Origin of the sequence: Thermohalobaculum sediminis (assembly GCF_023487995.1) — a bacterium.
In the GTDB taxonomy this organism is placed as follows: Bacteria; Pseudomonadota; Alphaproteobacteria; order Rhodobacterales; family Rhodobacteraceae; genus Thermohalobaculum; species Thermohalobaculum sediminis.
This window is the reverse complement of sequence record NZ_JAMFKN010000012.1, coordinates 49,220-67,966: the sequence shown is the minus strand read 5'-3', so window position 1 is coordinate 67,966 and position 18,747 is coordinate 49,220. Positions and strand designations below refer to the sequence as shown.

The window sequence follows — 18,747 nt, the reverse complement described above, 5'->3', positions numbered from 1 at the left end:
CATGCGGACCCGCGACGCTCAGCGCGCCGCGAGGAAGCGATCGTAGGAGAACCGGCGCCGGTAGGCGCTGGGTGTTAGGCCCGTCGAGCGCCGGAACTGCCGCTGGAAGGCGCGCGGGTCGGCATAGCCGACCGCTTGCGCGACGTCTTCCACAGGCTCGCGCGTGGCCTCGAGCAGTTGCTTGGCTTCCTCCATCCGCAGCGCCTGGACGTATTCGCGCGGGCTGAAGCCGGTCGCCTTGCGAAAGCGCCGATCGAAGCTCCGTCGAGGCAGTCCAGACCTTGCGAGCATGTCCGCGACGGGATCGGCCGAGGCGTAACCGTCGGCGACCCAAAGCTGGCAGTCGCGGATCACGGCGTCGTCGGACTGGATGCGGCGGGACATCGCGGCGTAACGGCTTTGACCCTCCGCCCGCGGGTCGACGCAGTAGAACCGCGAAGCATGCGAGGCGTGCTCTGGCCCCAGGAAGCGGGCGATGAGGTAGAGGGCGAGGTCGCTCCACCCCGCCATGCCGCCGGAGGTGACGATCCGGTCGCCTTCGCCCGCGAAGGCCAGGGTGCGGTCGGGCCGGAAGTCGACCTTGGGGTAGCGGAGCCGGAAGATCTCGCGGCACGACCAGTGGGCGGTGGCGGTCTCGCCGTCGAGCAGGCCAAGCTCGGCGATCAATTGCGCGCCGGAGCAGGCGGCTGCGAGATGGGCCCCCGCCTCGTAGCGTGCCGACAGCCAGGCCAGCTCTCTCGCCAGCACCATGCGGTAATCGGCGTCGGGCCCCTCGCGGAAGTTGGGGAGGACGACGATCTCCGCGTCGTCGGCGGCGTCGAGCGTCGCGTCCGGCGCAACGGGGACCCCGCCGATGCAGCGGAAAGGCCCGGGGTCGGCCGCGACGATCCGCACGCGCGTCATCGGCGGCGCGGGCGTTCCCTCGAGAAGGTAGGACCAGGCCGAGCCAACGGACTGCAGAAGGTCGTAGAGGCCATAGAGGATCGCGCCCCGGCAAGAGGCCGCGGCGAGGATGTCGATCCGCAACGGCGAGGCCGCGAAATCGCGCACGGGGCTTGAGGTCATCTCGTCCTCCGGGCATGGCCGAAACGGCCGCGTGGTGGCCAGCCTGACCCTGCCCGGCGCCCCGATCAAGGCGGAACATCCCCCGAGTGAAGCAGGATCAGGGGAGGCTTTCGCATGTCCTTCGATGGGTTTACCGCGGCGGAGCGGACGGGATGGGACCGCCGCGCCGCGGTCTACGGCGCGACCACGGCACGCGCGACGACGCAGGCGATCCCCGCGCTGCTGGCGGGGGCAGGGGTCGCGGCCGGTCGCCGGGTGATCGACGTCTGCTGCGGCCCGGGATATGCCGCCGGGGCGGCGGCGGCGATCGGCGCCGAGGCGATGGGGATCGACGCAGCCCCCGCGATGGTCGCGGCGGCCCGCGCCGCGTTTCCCGCGTGCCGCTTCGAGATCGCCGACGCAACCTCCCTGCCGGCACCGGAGGGATGCTTCGACGCGGCCATCTGCTCGTTCGGCCTGTTCCACCTCGCCGATCCCGCCGCGGCGCTGGCCGAGATGCACCGCGTCCTGCGCCCGGGCGGGCGGCTCGCGGCGAGCCAGTGGTCCGCGCCCCCGGCGTCGGCCTTTTTCCGGGTCGTCTTCGGCGGCATTGGCGCCCATGCCGACATGACCGTGGTGCCGGAAGGGCCGCCGCCCTTCGCCCTGTCGACGGCCGGGGCGCTGGACGCGGCCCTGACCGACGCCGGGTTCCGGGACGTGACCGTCTTCGAGGTGCCGGTCGTCTTCGAGGCTCCGGCAGCAGCGTTTCCGGATCACTTCCGCGATTTCTCGGTCCGCGGGTCGATGATCCTCGAACGGCAGACGCCCGAGACGCGCGCGCGGATCGAGGCGGCCTGGCGCGACGGCTTCGCGCCGTTCGAGCAGGGCGGCACCATTCGCGCGCCGATGCCCGCGCTCGTCGCGAGCGGACGAAAAGCCTGAAACGGCATCGGCCAACCTGCCCGGATCGAAACCGGTCGGTGCCCGCGAATGTCCCGCTCGGCCGGGCTTACGCCACCTCTTCGAGTCCGCACCATTCGGCGATGAACAGGGCCATGGCCTGCGTGATCCGCTTCACCGAGGCGAGGCTCACGCATTCGTCGAAGCCATGGATGTTGCGCGAGATCGGCCCGTAGCAGAGCGCCGGCACCCGATCGTAGAGGGCGTAGACCCGCGTATCCAGATAGGCCGGCGTCATGAAGCGCTCGAGCGCGGCCCCTGTCGCAGCCCGGTGGGCACGCTCCAGCGCGGCTTCGGCGTCCGAGCCCGGCTCGAGCACGTAGCCCTGGGCCCGGAAGCCGTTGAAGGTGATCCGCGGCGGGTTGTTGGCGAAATAGGCGTCGCCGCGCGCGAAGGCCTCGACGCGCGCGCGGATCTCGGCCGCGGCGTCCTCGGCATCGACCCCCGGATAGATCGCGATGCGGCAGTCGATCCGGCACCAGGCAGGCACCGACGAGGCCCAGTCGCCGCCCTCGATCTTGCCGATGTTGAGGTTGATCGGGTGCGGATCGTCCCGGAAATGCTCGTGCATCGCCTTGCGGGCGTTCCAGTCGGCCTCGAGCCCGCGCAGCTCGCCGATCACGCGGTAGGCGGCGTCGATGGCATTCGCGCCCGCGCCCATCTCGCGGACATGCACCGGCAGTCCCTGGACCTCGATCTGGAACCAGATCACCCCGGCATTGGCACGCACCAGCTTCTCCTCCTCGGGCTCGGGTATCAGCACCGCGTCGGCCCGGTAGCCGCGCAGGTGGGTCATCAGCGCGCCGTTGCCGGTCGATTCCTCCTCGACGACCGACTGGACATAGACGGTCGCCGCCGGCTGGAACCCGATCCGGCGCAGCGCGTCGAGCGCGCAGAGGTTGGCCGCGGCGCCCGCCTTCATGTCGGCGGCACCCCGCCCGTACATCCAGTCGCCGACGATTTCGGCCTCGAAGGGCGCGTGCTGCCACAGCGCGCGCGGGCCTTCGGGGACAACATCGAGATGCGATTGCAGGATCAGCGAGCGGCCCGTCTCGGCGCGCGGGTGGTGGATGCCGACCACGATCGGCGCCGTCGAGTGCTGCTCGGACCATGGCGAGCCGCCGGGATGCGCCTCGATCGCCGCGCGGTCCATCGCGAAGCGGTCCATCGTGAAGCCGCGGCGCGCCAGTTCGCGGAACACGAAGTCCTGCACGGCGTGCTCCTGCCCGCGCAGCGACGGAAAGCGGACGAGGCGCCGGGTGAGTTCGACCTGATCCGCGAAGCCCGCATCGACCGATTGCAGGATCCCTCGCGCCTGTCAGCAGTCAGAACCATCCGTCACCCCCTGCGCCGCGGCGCCCTATCTGAGCGAGAACACGCCAATAAGGAAACCGCGCAAGGGCCGCGTCAAGCCGCGAGACCGGGCGTGGTTTCGGCGATGTTCAACGGCCTTGCCTTCCTCGGATTCTGTTATGGATTGACGTGGCTGTGGGCCATCGGACCCATTCCAACCAGTCGATGCCGCCCCCCATCTTGCCGAAACGGGAACCCCGCGCCCAAGCGTCGGCCCGGTTCGCTTTGGTCGTGTTGAGGGCTCGATCCCCACGGTGTCGCGACGTGCCGCGCAGGTGCTGCCGAGAGCGGGCGGCGGGAGCTCGTATGCTGGGGCCGAAGGGCGCCCGGAGCGGGCCGGTGCGCGAGCCGAGGCATTAGCCGGCGTGTCGCGTCACGCCAGGCCGCATCGACGGGAACCGATGGTTGGGGCTTTTGCCGTCGCGGCCGGTCGGCAGGGTCGTCGTCTCGCGCGTTTCGGGCGCTGGTCGGTCGCGCTCGGTTGCGACACGCAGACCGAAGCGGCGAGGCGCGGCCCCGGGAAGGGGCCGCGCCGTCGGCTCAGAAGTTGAGCGAGATGTCGCGATGCACCGCGCTGCAGGCCGCGACGTAGAGCGCCTGTTCGCGCGGCAGGCGGGGCTGGTTGCGCAGGCCGATCGTGTCCCGGATCGCCGCGTCGTAGCGGGCGAGTGCGGGCGCGAGCTCGGCGACGGCGCGGGTGCGCCAGGCCACCTCGGCCTGATACTCGGCCAGCGCCTCCTGCACGAACTCCGCTGCCTTCGCGGGGTCGGGCGCGCGTCCACGGATCTCGCGGCGGGCCTTGGCCAGCAGCGAGCGGATCTCGCCCGCGCCGGGCACGGCCCCGACGCGCGCCTCCTCGGCCTTGAGCCGATCCTCGCCGGCCTCGCCCTCGAGCGTGGGCAGATCGGCCACGAGCTGGTTCAGCGGCGCTTCCAGCTCCCTGAGGGCATCGGTGCCCGCGAGGACGTCGCGGATATCGATGATCGGCTTGTAGGCGCTGTCCACCGCCCGGCGATACGCGTTGCGCGCGTTGCGCTCGGCCTTGGTGATCTCGTTGAAGGTGTCGTGCGCGGCGTCCCACGCGGCTGGGATGCCCGACAGGATCTCGTCGCGCCGGGCTTCGAGCTCGGCGATGCGCTCCTTCGCCCGCTCGATCGCGGGGCTCTCCTCGCGGGCCCGCTCGACGCGGGTCCTGAGGATGTCGATGCGCTCCTCGAGGTTCCCGGCGTCCCGCTCGATCGCGCGGACCGTGCGGTGCAGCGGCCGGTACTCGACCGCGGCGGCGTCGAGCCGCTGCTCGACCGCCTTGATCTCGGCCATCAGGTCGAAGCTCTCCGAGGCGCTCTCGAGCCCGTCCTTCAGGTCGCCGGCGAGGCCTTTCGGCAGGTAGGACAGATCAACCTTCGAAAACTCCTCGATCGCCGCGCGGATCGCATCGCCGTCGCGCTGGAAGCGGTCGTGGACGAAGTTCTCCATGCAGTACTGGAGCTTGGGGTTCAGCGGCGGCGGTGCCGTCTCGGCGGTCAGCGAGGCGCGCGTCGGCAGATAGTTCACCAGCGGCGGATAGAGCCCCACGATGCCGAGGGCCAGAAGCTGCAGCGAGATGAACGCGACCACGCCCTTGTACATCTGGATCGTCCGGATCGCCGCCGGCGCGACGCCGCGCAGGTAGAACAGCGCGAAGCCGAAGGGCGGCGTCAGGAACGAGGTCTGGATGTTGAGCCCGATCATAACGCCCAGCCAGACGGCGGTCACGTTCGCCTCGGGGTCCGCCAGCAGGATCGGCGAGACGATCGGCACCACGACGACCGCGATCTCGATGAAGTCGAGGAAGAAGCCCAGGACGAAGATCACCGCCATGACGATGACGAACTTCATCCAGAAGCCGCCCGGCAGGCCGTTCAGGAAGTCTTTGACCAGTTCCTCGCCGCCGAAGGCGCGGAACGCCGCCGTCAGCATCGCGGCGCCGAGCAGGATGATGAACACCAGCGACGTGGTCTTGGCGGTGTCGGACATCACCTCGACCAGCGTGTTCTCGTTGCGGTAGGCGCGCATCCCGCTCCAGACCAGGGCAACCGAGAGGATGGCAACCGCGACGATCGCCAGCGTCAGCCCCATTCGGTCGGCATCGGTCACGATGCTCTTGATGTTGACGCTGTAATTGGCGAGCACGAAGGCCGTGAGCACGAGCCCCGCGATGGCCAGCAGCGCCGGGACATAAGTCATCCGCCCGCCGTTGTGCAGCCGGTAGCCGGCCATGATCATGGCGCCCGCCGCCCCGATCGCGCCCGCCTGGTTCACCGTGGCGATACCGCCGATGATCGACCCCAGCACGAGGAAGATCAGCGTAAGCGGCGGCAGCAGGGTCAGCACGACCTGCCCGGCAAAGCGAATGTCGTACTTGCCCTCGTAGGGCACCGCGGGGGCGAGGCGGGGCCGCAGAAGTGCCACCGTCAGGATGAACAGGATGTAGAGCCCGACCAGCATCAGGCCCGGCACGAGGGCGCCGAGGAACATGTCGCCCGCGCTGGTCGAGACGACGCCGTATTCCGAGGGCATGGCGACCTCGCCGGTGCTCTGACGGTAGAGCACCTTGCGCGCCGTGTCGGCCTGGTCGACCGCGCTGGCCAGCTGGTCGGCGAGGATGATGAGCACGATCGAGGGCGGGATGATCTGCCCCAGCGTGCCCGAGGCCGCGATTGCGCCGGTCGCGAGCGGCTGCGAGTAGTTGTGCCGCATCATCGCCGGCAGCGAGATCAGGCCCATCGCCACCACCGTGGCGCCGACGATGCCGGTGGTCGCGGCCAGCAGCGCGCCCACGAACACCACCGCAATGCCGAGGCCGCCGGGGATCGGGCCAAACAGCTGCGCCATGGTGACCAGCAGGTCCTCGGCGATCTTCGAGCGCTGCAGCATGATGCCCATGAAGATGAACAGCGGAATCGCGATCAGCGTGTCGCGTTCGGGCTCCCAGTAGACGCCGCGCAGGTTGGTGACGCCGGCGCTGAGCCACGCCGATGGGCCGCCGCTGTGGAAATAGGCATCCGGGTTGCCGGCGAAGAGGTGGCCGGCCGCGGCCGCGAGGCCGATGGTCAGGATTGCCGAGCCGGGCAGCGCGAAGGCCACGGGATAGCCCGAGCCGAGCGCGATCACCATCAGCAGGATCAGGATGAGAAGGAAGACGAGTTCCATGTCAGTTCTGCCTCAATGCCGGCTCACATCATCTCGGAATGGGCTTCGTGCGCGCCGGGCTCGCCGCGGCGATCCGCGAAGGCATCGAAAAGTTGCGCCACGAACTGGAGCAGCATGGTGATGGCGAAGACCCCGAGAAAGCCTGCCATGAAGTACTTCACATACATGCCGAACCCGGCCTGCGTGACCTCGAAGACGAGGATCGGGCTCGCGATGATGCTGGCCTTGCTGCCGAAGCCGATCACCAGGATCGTCCAGCACAGCGTCATGCCGAGGAGAATCGATCCCCAGCCGTTCACCAGCCCCTTGGCCCGGCGCGAGAAGCCCGCATAGAGCAAGTCCACGCGCACATGGGCGTCCTCGAGCAGGGTGTAGGCCGAGGCGAACAGGAACAGCGCGCCGTACCAGAAGCGCACGAGATCGGCCATGAAGGCCTGCTCGTACGAGAAGATGAAGCGCAGGATGACGATCAGCAGCTCCGCCAGCACCACGAGGAAGGCCAGCCAGACCACGCTGAGACCCCGCGTCACCGCCCCGATCACGATGCCCAGGACCACCAGCGGCACATGCACGTTCATCCCCCGGAACTGCGAGCGCCCCAGATCGCCCGCGAGCTGCGCCCCCACCAGCCCCTCGAGCATGCCCTCGACGCGCAGGAACGAGATCACCGCGTCCCCTGCACCGACCAGCAGCACGACCCAGAAGGCGGCGCGCACCAGGAAGGCGTTGAAGTTGCTGACACGCGTCGCGTCGGCCCTGAGCGGCGTGCCGGCCGAGCGCAGCACGTGCAGGATGCCGATCAGCGGCAGGCCCAGGTAGATGGCGGCTTGAATTATTCCCTGGGTGGTCGGACCGCCCGCCGCGAGGACGCTGCCCGCGCCGGGGAAATCCATCCAGATTGTGAGGATCGCGTTTGTCATGAACGCCACGAGGAAGGCGAGCATCCCCCAGCCAAAGGCCCGTACCAAGAACGTCCCCGACCCGCCGCTCGTCGTCATGGCCGTCATCCCCGTCAAGCAGATTGCGAAAAGGGACGAGGCCGCAGCCTCGTCCCGACCGACCCGAAGTCAGGCCGTCAGCGCGCCGCTCAGAGCCCGAGCACGCGGTTGCGCTTCACGACATAGGCCGCGTCCGAGATCGCGGTCCATGCACCGATGTCCGTGCGCGCCGCTGCGACGCTGTCCATGATGCGCTTGGCCAGATCCGAGTGGTCGCGCACCTCCTCGAACACCTCGCCCGCCGCCTCGCCGAACGCCTCGTAGACGTCGTCGTTGAACTCGCGGAGTTCGACGCCGTTTTCCTTGATCAGCTTTGTGAGGTAGGTGCCGTTGTTGGCGTTGGTCTCGGCCATCTGGCGCGCGTTTTCCTCGTTGCACGCCGCGTGGATGATGGCCTGGTCGTTCTTCGAGAGCGAGCCCCACCACGAGGCGTTCATGCCGAGCGAGAGCTGCGAGCCCGGCTCGTGCATGCCCGGCCAGTAGTAGTACTTGGCGGCTTCGTAGAACTTGAGGAAGTAGTCGTTCCAGGGACCGACCCACTCGGTGGCGTCGATCGCGCCCGAGACGAGGTTCTCGTAGATCTGGCCGCCCGGCAGCGAGACCGGCGAGCCGCCGAGCTTCGCGATCACGTCACCGCCCTGGCCGGGGATGCGCATCTTGAGGCCCTTGAGATCGTCGGGCGAGTTGATCTCCTTGTTGAACCAGCCGCCCATCTGCACGCCGGTGTTGCCGCAGGCGTAGCACTTCACGCCGAACTCGGCGCCCAGCTCGTCCCACAGCTCCTGGCCGCCGGCATATTTGATCCAGGCGTCCTGCTCGGTGTAGGTCAGGCCGAACGGGATGGCCGTGAAGGGCGCCCAGCCCGGATGCTTGCCCTTCCAGTAGTAGTCGGCGCCGATGTAGGCCTGCGCGTTGCCCGACGCGACCTCGTCGAACGAGTCGAAGGCGCCCACGCGCTCGCCGGCGGCGAAGTACTGGGTGGTGATGCGGCCCTCGGTCAGCTCGGTGATGCGGGCGGCAAGACGCTGCGCACTGGTGCCAAGCCCGGGGAAGTCGCGCGGCCATGTCGATACGATCACCATGTCGATCTTCGACTGCGCGATCGCGGGGGCGGCGAGCGTGCTGGCTGCACCCGTCAGCGCGGCGCCCTTGAGGAAGAGGCGGCGTTCCATTTGTGATATCCCTCCGGTCTGTTGGTCTCGGTTGGTTTTGTGCATCCGAATTGGTTCTGCGGCGGATGCTTTCTCCGATGTGATTTGCCGATGTCAACCGTACATCGGAGCCTCGGTGGCACCATTGCAGAAACATCAGTGGCACCATTGCTATCGGCATAGCCTGCAGTGCGCAAGCGCCGTGGTGCCGCTTTCAGGCAGACATTTCCGCCTGCCGGACGGCCTCGCGCGTCCGTCTCTGTGCCATTCCGGGGCATTGGCGGCTTTCGGGCGTCGCCAGCACGGCAGTCGGCGCGACGGGCCGTCTCGCGGGCGCCCGCAACGCCGATCAGCTCTGCGTGAACGGCCGGCCGGGGGCGAGCGGCGGCTCCGGGCGCGCTGCGTGTCCGAATCGATTGCGGCCTTCGCGGCGGGCGACTCGGGTGCTGCCAGTCCCCGGCGCCGTCCGCCCGAGACGATCTCGGGCGCGCAACGTCGCGCATGACATCCGCCCCGCCGGGTGGCTACAGTCCGCCCGGACCGCAACCCGCGACGGAGCCCGGAGAATGAGCGCGAACGACCACGACCTCGTGATCCGCGGCGGCATCGTGGTGACGGCGGGCGAGACCATGCGGGCTGACATCGCGATCCGCGGCGAGCGGGTCGCCGCGATCGGCGAGGGGCTGGGCCCTGCCCGGCGCGAGATCGACGCAGCCGGCCGCATCGTCACGCCGGGGGGCGTCGACGCCCATTGCCACATCGAGCAGATCTCGGGCACTGGCGTGATGAACGCCGACACCTTCGAGACCGCGACGCGGGCCGCCGCCCTTGGCGGCACCACCAGCGTGATCTCGTTCGCGTCCCAGCATCCCGGGATGCGGCTGCGCGACGTTGTGGACGACTATACCGCGCGGGCCGCGCGCGGCGCGATCGTGGACCACGCCTTCCACATGATCGTCTCGGATCCCGACGAGGCGGCGCTCACGCGGGACCTGCCGGCGCTGATCGCCGAGGGGCATCGCTCGATCAAGATCTTCACCACCTACGACAAGGTGCGGCTGGGCGACGAGCAGATCCTCGACCTGATGGCCTGCGCGCGCGAGCATGGCGCGCTGGTCTGCATCCATGCCGAGAACGACGGCCTGATCCGCTGGATGACGAGGCGCCTGCTCGCGGCGGGCCTGACCGCGCCCGCCGCCCACGCGCTGAGCCATCCCCGCGTGGCCGAGGTCGAGGCCATGGAGCGCATGATCCGGCTCGCCGCCTTCGTCGACCAGCCCATCGTGCTGTTCCACGTCTCGACCGCCGAGGGGGTCGGCGTGGTCGCCCGCGCGCGCGCCGCCGGCCTCAGGGTGCATGCCGAGACATGCCCGCATTACCTGTTCATGACGGCCGAGGTGCTCGACCGGCCCGGCATCGAGGGCGCGAAGTTCATGTGCAGCCCGCCGCAGCGCGAGGTCCTGGATCAGGACGCGCTGTGGCAGGGGCTTGCCACCGGCGATCTCGGCTACGTCTCGTCCGACCATTCGCCCTATCGCTTCGACCAGTCGGGCAAGCTACGGGCCGGCCCCGCTCCCTCGTTCGACCGCATCGCCAACGGGCTGCCGGGAATCGGGCTTCGACAGGCGCTGATGTTCGACGCGATGGTCTCTAAGGGCCGGCTGGGGGCGCAGCGCTTCGTCGAGCTGACATCGACGGCGCCAGCGCGGCTTTACGGCCTCGCGGGAAAGGGCACGATCTCGGTGGGTTCGGACGCGGACCTCGTGATCTGGGACCAGGACCGGCGCGTCACCCTGAGCGACGCCGACGGGCAGGACAATGCGGGCTACACGCCCTTCGCCGGGCGCGAGATCACCGGCTGGCCGCAGATGGTGCTGCTGCGGGGCCGCGCGATCGTCGAGGGCGGGCGGTTGACCGGCGAGCCCGGCGGGGGCCGCCTGCTGCGCCGTGCGGTGGGGGAGACGATGCGCCCCACCGGCCGCCAGGGCGCCGAGCTTGCGGCAATGGGCGGAACCCCCGCATGGCGGTGACGCGGCGCTTGCCCTGCGGCGCGGTCGCTGGCAGACCCGGCGGAGCAGGCGGCGACGGCCGCTTGGGCGGCGGGAGTGACCGAATGCAGGACCGGGCTCGAAGTGCGGTGGCGTCCCGCCCGCGCGCCGGCCGGAGGACGGAGGGCGCATGAGCGGCAGGCTGTTCGTCGTCAACCCCAACAGCTCGCGCACCGTCACCGCTGCGATCGACGCGGGGATTTCGCGCCTTCGCCGGCCGGACGGGCCCGAGATCATCTGCCGCACGCTCGCCGAGGGGCCGCCGGGCATCGAGAGCCAGCTCCAGGCGGATCGGGTGATCGAGCCCTTGCTGCGGCATTGCCTCGCGCTCGAGCCCGAGGCGTCCGGCTTCGTGATCGCCTGCTTCGGCGATCCGGGCCTGCACGCCCTGCGCGACGCGACCGCGAAGCCGGTGCTGGGGATCGCGGAGTGCGCGGTGCTGACGGCGATGAGCCTGGGCCAGAGGTTCGGCGTGATCTCGATCCTGCCGCCCTCGGTGCCGCGGCATATCCGGTATTTCGGCGCCATGGGTGTGCTCGACCGCCTGGCGGGGGATCTGCCGCTGGGCCTTGGCGTGGCCGAGCTGGCCGATGCGGATCGCACCCTCGGCCGGATGATCGAGACGGGCCGGCGGCTGCGCGACGCGCATCTGGCGGATGTGCTGATCATGGGCTGCGCCGGGATGGCGGCCTACCGCGACCGGCTGGAGCAGGAGACCAGCCTGCCGGTGGTCGAGCCCACGCAGGCCGCCGTCGCCATGGCCTTGGGACAGATCGCACTGGGCTGGCGTCGCCGGCCGCGCGTCGAAGGGGAGAGGGAATGACCAGACTGGACGAATCCGCGCGCGGTGTCTTCGTGATCGCCGTGACGCCCTTCAAGGCCGACGGGGCCGTCGATTTCGACAGCATCGACCGGATGGTCGATTTCTACCTCGGCGCCGGCGCCGACGGGCTCACGGTGCTGGGCATGATGGGCGAGGCGCCGAAGCTCACGGCCGCCGAGTCGGGCGAGGTCGTGCGCCGCGTGCTGGGCCGCGTGGCCGGGCGCGTCCCGGTTGTGGTGGGCGTCTCGGCGCCGGGCTTCGCGCAGATGCGCGCGCTGTCCCAGGCGGTGATGGGCGATGGGGCCGCGGGGGTCATGGTGGCGCCGCCCGCCTCGCTTTCGACCGACGAGCAGATCGTCGCCTATTACCGCGGCGTGGCCGAGGAGCTGGGCGACACGCCTTTCGTGCTGCAGGACTATCCGCTGGTGACCAAGGTGCAGATCGCGCCGTCCGTCATCCTGAAGATCGTCGAGGACCTGCCCACCTGCGTCATGCTCAAGCATGAGGACTGGCCCGGCCTGTCCAAGATCTCGGCGCTCCGCGCGGCATCCGACGCGGGGTCGAGGCGGATCTCGATCCTGTGCGGAAATGGCGGGCTGTTCCTGCCCGAGGAGATGGGGCGCGGCGCCGACGGGGCGATGACCGGCTTCGCCTATCCCGAGATGATGGTCGAGGTGTGCCGCAACCATTTCGCCGGCACGCCCGAACGCGGGCGCGACCTGTTCGACGCCTACCTGCCGCTCGCCCGGCTCGAACAGCAGCCCGGCATCGGGCTCGCGATCCGCAAATATGTGCTCGCGCGGCGCGGCGTGATCGCCGAGCCGGTGCTGCGTCGCCCCGGCGCGCGGCTGAGCGCCGCCGACATCGCCGAGGTCGAGACGCTGATCGCGCGGCAAGAGAGGCGGCTTGCCGAACTCGGGTGACGGTCCGTCCCGGCGGCGGGGCGCCCCTGTGACAGCGGGGCGATCCGGGGTTTTTGGCGTTGGCGGGGTCAGGGGCGCCGCCCTTGGGCGCAGTCGGTCCATCTGCCGCATCGGGCGGCGCTGCCGCGAGGCGGGCCCGGTGCTATGCTGGGCAGGCTGTGCAGAGTATGGAGCGCGAGATGCCGAACCCCTCATCCGGGATGCCGATCGCCGACGACCCCGCCGGAATGCCGATGGAGGCACCCGCCGAGCCCTTTCCGTGGCAGAGCCCCAAGGACCCCTGCGACGACTGCGAGGCGCTCGAGCGCGTGATGGCGACCATGGCACGGCCCAGCTACCGGCTGGCCGATCACGATGTCGACTTCCTGCAGGCCGACGACACCCGCGGTGCGCGCCTGCAACTCGACTATCTCAAGGCCGAGCAGGGTCTCGCCGCGCATGGCATCGCGCACACCATCGTGGTGTTCGGCAGCGCGCGCATCCCCGAGCCGCGCGCGGCGCGGCGCCGGCTCGACGCGGCACGCGAGGCGCTCGATCTCGCGCCCGACGACCCGGCCGCGCGCCGTGCCGTGGCGCTGGCCGAGCGGATCGCCGACAACAGCCGCTACTACGACGTCGCGCGCGAGTTCGCGGCGCTTGTCGGCCGCCTCGACGGGCGCCCCCATGGCGAGCGCATCGCGATGATGACGGGCGGAGGGCCAGGGCTGATGGAGGCCGCGAACCGGGGCGCCTTCCAGGTCGGGATGCAGTCGGTCGGGCTCAACATCAGCCTGCCCTACGAGCAGTATCCCAACCCCTACATCACGCCGGACCTGTGCTTCCAGTTCCACTATTTCGGGATGCGAAAGCTGCACTTCCTGTACCGCGCCTGCGCGCTGGTGGCGTTCCCCGGCGGCTTCGGCACCTTCGACGAGGTGTTCGAGACGCTGACGCTGATCCAGACGCGCAAGATCGCGCCCCTGCCGGTCGTTCTCGTCGGTCGCGCCTTCTGGTCGCGGGCGGTCGACTTCGACTTCCTGGTGGCCGAGGGGATGATCGCGGGCGAGGATCTCGAACTCTTTTCGGTGGTCGAGACCGCCGAGGAAATCCAGGCCCGGATCGCCGCGTGGCACGAGGCGCGCGGCGCGCCGCTGTTTCCCTGAACGGGGCGCGGCGGCCAGCGAAGGAGGCGGGGGCGATGGAGATCGCGTTTCACGGCGCCGCGCGGCAGGTCACGGGGTCATGCCACCTGGTGACCTGCGCGGGCACGCGGATCCTGATCGACTGCGGCATCTTCCAGGGGGGGCACGAGCTCGACGAGGACAACGCCGCGCCCTTCGGCTTCGAGCCCCCGACGGTCGATTTCCTGCTGCTGACCCACGCGCATCTCGATCACTGCGGACGCTTGCCGCTGCTTGTGCGGCGCGGCTTCGACGGCGAGGTGATCGCGACGGCGCCGACGCGCGAGCTGGCGCGGCTGGTGCTGCTCGATGCCGGAAAGCTGCAGGAGGAGGAGGCGAAGCGCTGGCGCAAGCGCGGGCGGGCGGCTCCCACCGCCGACGGTCCGCTCTACGACACGCTCGACGTGCTGAACGCCTTCGACCGCTTCGGCCGGACCGCGCGCTATGGCACCCGCATCCAGCTGCGCGAGGGGATCGCCGCGACCTTCTTCGACGCGGGCCACATCCTCGGCTCGGCCTCGATCCTGCTGGAGCTGACCGAGCGGGGGCAGACGCGCCGGGTGCTGTTCTCGGGCGATCTGGGCGGGCGCGAAAGCCCGCTGTTCCTGTCGCCCGAGCCGCCGGGGCCCGTCGATGCCGTGGTGATGGAGACGACCTATGGCGACCGCGACCACCGCTCGCGCGCGGCGTCGGTGGCCGAGCTCTACGGCGCGATCCGCGCCACGCTCGAGCGCGGCGGCAACGTCGTGATCCCGTCCTTCGCGATGGAGCGCGCGCAGGAGATCCTGTTCCATCTCGGCGAGGGCAAGCGCCATGGGAAGGTGCCCAAGACCTTGCAGGTGTTCCTCGACTCGCCGATGGCGATCTCGGCCACCGAGATCTTCCGCCGCCACCCCGATGCCTACCGCCACGAGATCGCGCAGATCTTTGCCGCCGGGCACGACCCGTTCGAGCTGCCGGGCTTGCACCTCGTTTCCGAGGCGGGCGAGTCTGCGGCCCTCAACCAGATCCGATCGGGCGCGCTGATCCTGGCCGGGTCGGGCATGTGCACCGGGGGCCGCATCCGTCATCACCTGCGGCACAACCTGCCGCATGCCGATTGCAGCGTCGTCTTCGTGGGCTTCGCCGCCGAGGGCACGCTGGCGCGGCGCATCATCGACGGGGCGCAGAAGGTGAGGATCTTCGGCGACGAGGTGCCGGTGCGGGCCCGGATCCACACCATCAACGGCTTCTCGGCGCATGCCGACGCGAGCGAGCTGCGCGCCTGGCACGCCCGCCTGGGCGGGCCGGGGACAACCTTCCTCGTGCATGGCGAGCCGTCCTCGATGACCGCGCTGGCCGAGGGGCTGGGCACCGGCGCGGTGGTCATGCCCGCGATGCACGAGGCCTTCGAGATCTGACCCCCCGCGCGTAGCGCGCGCGGCGCCACGGAGGGGCTCCGCGCGCGCCTCAGCGGAAGACGCGCATCCAGCCGAGGCCGTCGCCCGTCGCGCCGCGCGGGCGGTATTCGGCGCCGAAGAAGCCGTCATGGCCAAGCGCCGCGATCGCCGGCAGCAGGCGATCATAGGCGATCTCGCCCTCGTCGGGCGCGCCGCGGTCCGGGACGCCCGCGAACTGCACATGCCCGGTCACCGGCGCGAGGCGCTGGAAAAGGCGCGTGAGATCGCCGTGGAGGATCTGCAGGTGATAGCAGTCGAACATCAGCCGCACCTCGGGCCGGCCCAGGGCCGCGATGATCCCGGCCGCCTGGTCCGCGCCGGCGAGGAAGTAGCCGGGCGCGTCGCGCGGGTTGAGCGGCTCGATTAGAACGCCCATCCGTTCGCGCCGGGCACGCTCGGCGGCATGGGCGAGGGTGTCGAGATAGGCGTCATGCGCGGCGGGACCCGCGGCCACGCCCGCCATGACATGGACGTGGCGCGCGCCGATCGCGGCGCCATAGTCGAAGGCCTGCCCGCTCGCCGCCCGCGCCTCGGCCTCGCGGCCGGGCAGGGCGCCAAGCCCGTTCTCGCCGCGCGCGGGATCGCCGCGCGGCGTGTTCAGCGACAGCACCGGCAGCCCCGTCTCGTCCAGCGCGCCCCGCACCTCGGCCGCGGGCACGTCATAGGGCCAGTGCAACTCGACCGCGTCGAAGCCCGCCGCCGCCGCAGCGCGGATCGCGTCCGGCAGCCGCAGGTCGGTCCAGAGAAAGCCGAGATTGGCGGACAGCCGGATCATGCGTCCCACTCCAGTCCAAAGGTCGCGACGAGGTCGCGGATCTGGGCCTCGTTCAGCCCGACCGCACCGGTCGAGCGGGTCAGGAGGGCAAGGCGCGCGGTCTCCTCGAGCTCCTCGATCGCGTTCACCGCCGCCTCGAGGTCCGCGCCCGCGACCACCGGCCCGTGATTGGCCAGCACCACCGCCGAGCGCCGTCCGGCGAGGCTGCGCACCGCCTCGCCCATCGCCGGGTCGCCGGGACGGAAATAGGGCAGCAGCCGGACGCGGCCCAGCCGCATGACCGAATAGGCCGTGAGCGGCGGCAGCAGCCAGTCGGGGTCCGTGCCCGGCAGCATCGACCAGGCGACCGCGTGGGTCGAATGCAGATGCGCCACCGCCCCCGCCTTGTCGCCGCGCGTCTCGTAGAAGGCCGCGTGCAGCGCCATCTCCTTGGTCGGCGCATCGCCATCGAGCAGGCGCCCATGCCGGTCCAGCCGGCTCAGCCGCGCCGGGTCAAGACGGCCGAGGCTCGCTCCCGTGGGCGTGACCAGCAGCCCCCCATCCGGCAGCCGCGCCGACAGGTTGCCCGAGGCGCCGCAGATCAGCCCGCGCCCGAACAGCGAGGCGCCAAGCGCGCAGATCTGCTCGCGCAGCCTCGCCTCGGCGCTCATGCGGCCTCCAGCATGCGGGCGGCCTTCTCGAAGAAGTCCTCGGCGCCGAAATTGCCGGACTTGAGCGCGAGCGCCAGCCCGCCGGCCCTGAGGGCGGGGACGCCGGGGTCGATCTCGGGCCCGATCTCCAGCGCGTCGAGCCCCAGCCCCTCGACCACGGCGCCCGAGGTCTCGCCCCCCGCGGTGACGAGGCGGGTGACGCCCGCCGCGACGACCAGCGACGCCGTGCGCGCAAGCAGCGTCTCGAGCGCGGCCGCGACCGTCTCGCGCCCGAAGCTCTCCTGCGCCGCCCGCACGGCCGCGGGATCGGCCGAGGAATAGGCGAGCGGCAGCCCGTCCGGGTGCGACAGCAGGAAGCGGGCCACCGTCTCGGGCGTCGTCTCGCCCGCCATCACCCGCTCGGCACGGATCTCCATTGCCGGGTGGTGGCGCGCGTGGCGGGCGACCTGCGCGCGCGTGGCGGCCGAGCACGAGCCCGACAGGATCGCGCAGGGGCCGCCGATGCCGTGCCAGGCCATGCCGGCGCCCGCGATCAGCCCCTCGCGCCGGAAATTCGCAGGCAGGCCCAGCGCGACACCCGAGCCGCCGGTGATCAGGGCAAGGTCGCGTGCGGCCTCGCCGATCGCCATCAGGTCCGAGTCCCGGATCGCATCGACCACGACCAGCACGCGGCCCGCGGCGCGCTGCCCCGCCAGCGCGGCGCTGATCGCATCCGCGCCCGCCAGCACCGAGGCCGCCCCGACATGGCCCACGGGGTGGACCGTCTGCGGCGCGAGCCAGCGCCGGATGTCGGGGTCGGTCATCGGCGTCAGCGGATGGCTCTCCATGCCCGACTCGCTCAGCAGGCGGTCATTGACGAACAGATGCCCCTGGTAGACCGAGCGTCCGGCGGCGGGGAATGCCGGGCAGACGATCGCGCAGTCGGTGCCCAGTGCCGCGATCAGCGCGTCGGCCACCGGGCCGATGTTCCCCTCGGGCCGCGAATCGAAGGTCGAGCAGTACTTGAAGAAGAACTGCCTGCACCCTTGCGCGCGCAGCCATTCCAGCGCCGCCAGAGATTGCGCGACCGCCTGGGCCGGCGGGATCGTGCGCGACTTCAGCGCGACCACGCCTGCCTCGACGCCCGGCGCCGCCGGCCCCGACGGGACGCCGCAGTACTGCACGGCGCGCATGCCACCCTTGGCCAGCGTGTTGGCGAGATCCGACGAGCCGGTGAAATCGTCGCCGATGCAGCCCAGCAGCATCACCCCCCTCCCGGCAGTTCGAGGCCCGCGTTCCGGGCATAGACCTTGGCGACCGCGGCGTCGTCCTCGGCGCCATGGCCCGCCCCCGAGGCCGCGAGGAACTGTTGCAGCGCCGCCGAGGCGACCGGCGCCGAGAAGCGCGCGGCGCGCGCAATGTCCGACACGATGCCAAGGTCCTTCACGAAGATGTCGACCGCCGAATGGGGCGTGTAGTCGCCGCGCGCGATGTGCGGCCCGCGGTTCTCGAACATCCACGAGGTGCCCGCGCATTTCGAGATGACCTCGACCGTTCGCGCCGGGTCGAGGCCCAGCTTCATGCCGAAGGTGATGGCCTCGGCTGCGGCCGCGATGTGGACGCCGGCCAGAAGCTGGTTGACCGCCTTCATCGCCGAGCCCGCGCCGGCCTCGTCGCCCAGCTCGAACACCGTCTCGGCCATCGCGTCGAGCGCGGGCCGCGCTGCCGCGAAGGCGGCCTCCGTGCCCGAGGCCATGACGCCGAGCCGCCCCGCCGCCGCCCGTGCCGCGCCACCCGAGATCGGGGCGTCGAGGTAGTGGATGCCGCGCGCCGCCAGCCGCGACGCGCTCGCCCGCGCGTGGTCGGGCGGGACGGTCGTGCAGTTGACCACCACGGCGCCCGGCTTCATCCCCGCGGCGATGCCGCCCTCGCCGAACAGGACCGCGTCGGACTGCGCGGCGTTGACCACGACGATCACGACCGCATCGGCCGCGGCGATGGCCGCCTCGCGCGGCCCGCCGGCGCCGCCGCGCTCGCGCAGCGCCGCCTCCCGCGCGGGGCTGATGTCGACGCCAAGCGTCGGAATGCCCGCGCGGATGAGCGAGCAGGCCATGCCGAAGCCCATCGAGCCAAGACCGACCAGAACAGCTTCCATGCGGCAATCCCTCCCATGCGTGGTGGCGCGGCCGGGCGGCCCCGGCGCGTCGAATGATTGTGTTAGCGCTATCACTTGTCAATCGATTTATGTTTAC

15 protein-coding genes are annotated in these 18,747 nt (G+C 70.8%); 6 read left to right on the top strand and 9 right to left on the bottom strand.

The features are described 5' to 3' along the window. Positions 1 to 18: 18 nt before the first annotated feature. Positions 19 to 1,065, bottom strand: a complete 1,047-nt coding sequence (locus M1105_RS18885) for a GlxA family transcriptional regulator (RefSeq protein WP_249581935.1) — start codon at positions 1,063 to 1,065, stop codon at positions 19 to 21. A 114-nt stretch (positions 1,066 to 1,179) separates the two neighbouring features. Between M1105_RS18885 and M1105_RS18880 the strand changes: the two genes are divergently transcribed. Next, entirely contained in the window at positions 1,180 to 1,986 is an 807-nt protein-coding gene (locus tag M1105_RS18880; protein ID WP_249581934.1) for a class I SAM-dependent methyltransferase, read from the top strand. A 67-nt stretch (positions 1,987 to 2,053) separates the two neighbouring features. Here the strand turns inward: M1105_RS18880 and M1105_RS18875 are convergent, their stop codons facing one another. From M1105_RS18875 to M1105_RS18860, 4 genes are all read right to left on the bottom strand, one after another. Next, entirely contained in the window at positions 2,054 to 3,310 is a 1,257-nt protein-coding gene (locus M1105_RS18875; RefSeq protein ID WP_249581945.1) for an ArgE/DapE family deacylase, read from the bottom strand. 587 nt (positions 3,311 to 3,897) lie between these two features. Continuing rightward, positions 3,898 to 6,549 (bottom strand): TRAP transporter large permease, encoded by a 2,652-nt coding sequence (locus tag M1105_RS18870; protein WP_249581933.1) that lies wholly within the window; start codon positions 6,547 to 6,549, stop codon positions 3,898 to 3,900. 23 nt (positions 6,550 to 6,572) lie between these two features. After that, complete coding sequence (locus M1105_RS18865; protein WP_249581932.1) at positions 6,573 to 7,547, bottom strand: TRAP transporter small permease subunit; 975 nt, start codon at positions 7,545 to 7,547, stop codon at positions 6,573 to 6,575. 89 nt (positions 7,548 to 7,636) lie between these two features. Further along, positions 7,637 to 8,719 carry a TRAP transporter substrate-binding protein gene (locus tag M1105_RS18860; RefSeq protein ID WP_249581931.1) on the bottom strand — a complete coding sequence of 361 codons (1,083 nt, stop codon included), beginning with the start codon at positions 8,717 to 8,719 and terminating at the stop codon, positions 7,637 to 7,639. Positions 8,720 to 9,264: 545 nt separating this feature from the next. Between M1105_RS18860 and hydA the strand changes: the two genes are divergently transcribed. The 5 genes from hydA (at position 9,265) to M1105_RS18835 (ending at position 15,052) form a co-directional block, all read left to right on the top strand. Beyond that, positions 9,265 to 10,728, top strand: coding sequence for a dihydropyrimidinase (gene hydA, locus M1105_RS18855; RefSeq protein WP_249581930.1), 1,464 nt, complete (start codon positions 9,265 to 9,267; stop codon positions 10,726 to 10,728). A 148-nt stretch (positions 10,729 to 10,876) separates the two neighbouring features. Continuing rightward, positions 10,877 to 11,569, top strand: a complete 693-nt coding sequence (locus M1105_RS18850) for an aspartate/glutamate racemase family protein (RefSeq protein ID WP_249581929.1) — start codon at positions 10,877 to 10,879, stop codon at positions 11,567 to 11,569. Beyond that, positions 11,566 to 12,492, top strand: coding sequence for a dihydrodipicolinate synthase family protein (locus tag M1105_RS18845; protein WP_249581928.1), 927 nt, complete (start codon positions 11,566 to 11,568; stop codon positions 12,490 to 12,492). Before M1105_RS18850 ends, M1105_RS18845 begins: the two co-directional genes overlap by 4 nt. A gap of 179 nt (positions 12,493 to 12,671) precedes the next feature. Continuing rightward, positions 12,672 to 13,634, top strand: a complete 963-nt coding sequence (locus M1105_RS18840) for an LOG family protein (protein ID WP_249581927.1) — start codon at positions 12,672 to 12,674, stop codon at positions 13,632 to 13,634. 35 nt (positions 13,635 to 13,669) lie between these two features. Further along, positions 13,670 to 15,052 (top strand): MBL fold metallo-hydrolase RNA specificity domain-containing protein, encoded by a 1,383-nt coding sequence (locus tag M1105_RS18835; RefSeq protein WP_249581926.1) that lies wholly within the window; start codon positions 13,670 to 13,672, stop codon positions 15,050 to 15,052. Between the two features lie 49 nt (positions 15,053 to 15,101). Here M1105_RS18835 and M1105_RS18830 read toward each other — a convergent pair whose 3' ends face one another. Genes M1105_RS18830 through ltnD form a run of 4 tightly spaced genes read right to left on the bottom strand, consistent with a single transcriptional unit; the run spans position 15,102 to position 18,650 of the window. Continuing rightward, a complete protein-coding gene (locus M1105_RS18830; RefSeq protein WP_264759729.1) occupies positions 15,102 to 15,866 on the bottom strand; it encodes a hydroxypyruvate isomerase family protein in 765 nt (254 codons plus the stop codon). Then, the gene (gene otnC / locus M1105_RS18825) at positions 15,863 to 16,516 is read right to left on the bottom strand and encodes a 3-oxo-tetronate 4-phosphate decarboxylase (RefSeq protein ID WP_249581925.1); all 654 of its coding nucleotides are present in this window, start codon (positions 16,514 to 16,516) and stop codon (positions 15,863 to 15,865) included. The genes M1105_RS18830 and otnC overlap by 4 nt, the downstream gene beginning before the upstream one ends. Further along, positions 16,513 to 17,760, bottom strand: coding sequence for a 3-oxo-tetronate kinase (otnK, locus tag M1105_RS18820; RefSeq protein ID WP_249581924.1), 1,248 nt, complete (start codon positions 17,758 to 17,760; stop codon positions 16,513 to 16,515). Before otnK ends, otnC begins: the two co-directional genes overlap by 4 nt. Next, positions 17,760 to 18,650, bottom strand: a complete 891-nt coding sequence (gene ltnD, locus M1105_RS18815) for an L-threonate dehydrogenase (protein WP_249581923.1) — start codon at positions 18,648 to 18,650, stop codon at positions 17,760 to 17,762. The genes otnK and ltnD overlap by 1 nt, the downstream gene beginning before the upstream one ends. Positions 18,651 to 18,747: the final 97 nt, after the last annotated feature.

Excerpts from the sequence above, each read along its gene's own strand:
- M1105_RS18830 (WP_264759729.1), bottom strand. The coding sequence starts at position 15,866 with ATGATCCGGCTGTCCGCCAATCTCGGCTTTCTCTGGACCGACCTGCGG.
- M1105_RS18850 (WP_249581929.1), top strand. The coding sequence starts at position 10,877 with ATGAGCGGCAGGCTGTTCGTCGTCAACCCCAACAGCTCGCGCACCGTC.
- hydA (WP_249581930.1), top strand. The coding sequence starts at position 9,265 with ATGAGCGCGAACGACCACGACCTCGTGATCCGCGGCGGCATCGTGGTG.
- otnK (WP_249581924.1), bottom strand. The coding sequence starts at position 17,760 with ATGCTGCTGGGCTGCATCGGCGACGATTTCACCGGCTCGTCGGATCTC.
- M1105_RS18870 (WP_249581933.1), bottom strand. The coding sequence starts at position 6,549 with ATGGAACTCGTCTTCCTTCTCATCCTGATCCTGCTGATGGTGATCGCG.
- otnC (WP_249581925.1), bottom strand. The coding sequence starts at position 16,516 with ATGAGCGCCGAGGCGAGGCTGCGCGAGCAGATCTGCGCGCTTGGCGCC.
- M1105_RS18865 (WP_249581932.1), bottom strand. The coding sequence starts at position 7,547 with ATGACGACGAGCGGCGGGTCGGGGACGTTCTTGGTACGGGCCTTTGGC.
- M1105_RS18835 (WP_249581926.1), top strand. The coding sequence starts at position 13,670 with ATGGAGATCGCGTTTCACGGCGCCGCGCGGCAGGTCACGGGGTCATGC.
- M1105_RS18885 (WP_249581935.1), bottom strand. The coding sequence starts at position 1,065 with ATGACCTCAAGCCCCGTGCGCGATTTCGCGGCCTCGCCGTTGCGGATC.
- M1105_RS18860 (WP_249581931.1), bottom strand. The coding sequence starts at position 8,719 with ATGGAACGCCGCCTCTTCCTCAAGGGCGCCGCGCTGACGGGTGCAGCC.
- M1105_RS18845 (WP_249581928.1), top strand. The coding sequence starts at position 11,566 with ATGACCAGACTGGACGAATCCGCGCGCGGTGTCTTCGTGATCGCCGTG.
- M1105_RS18880 (WP_249581934.1), top strand. The coding sequence starts at position 1,180 with ATGTCCTTCGATGGGTTTACCGCGGCGGAGCGGACGGGATGGGACCGC.
- M1105_RS18840 (WP_249581927.1), top strand. The coding sequence starts at position 12,672 with ATGCCGAACCCCTCATCCGGGATGCCGATCGCCGACGACCCCGCCGGA.
- ltnD (WP_249581923.1), bottom strand. The coding sequence starts at position 18,650 with ATGGAAGCTGTTCTGGTCGGTCTTGGCTCGATGGGCTTCGGCATGGCC.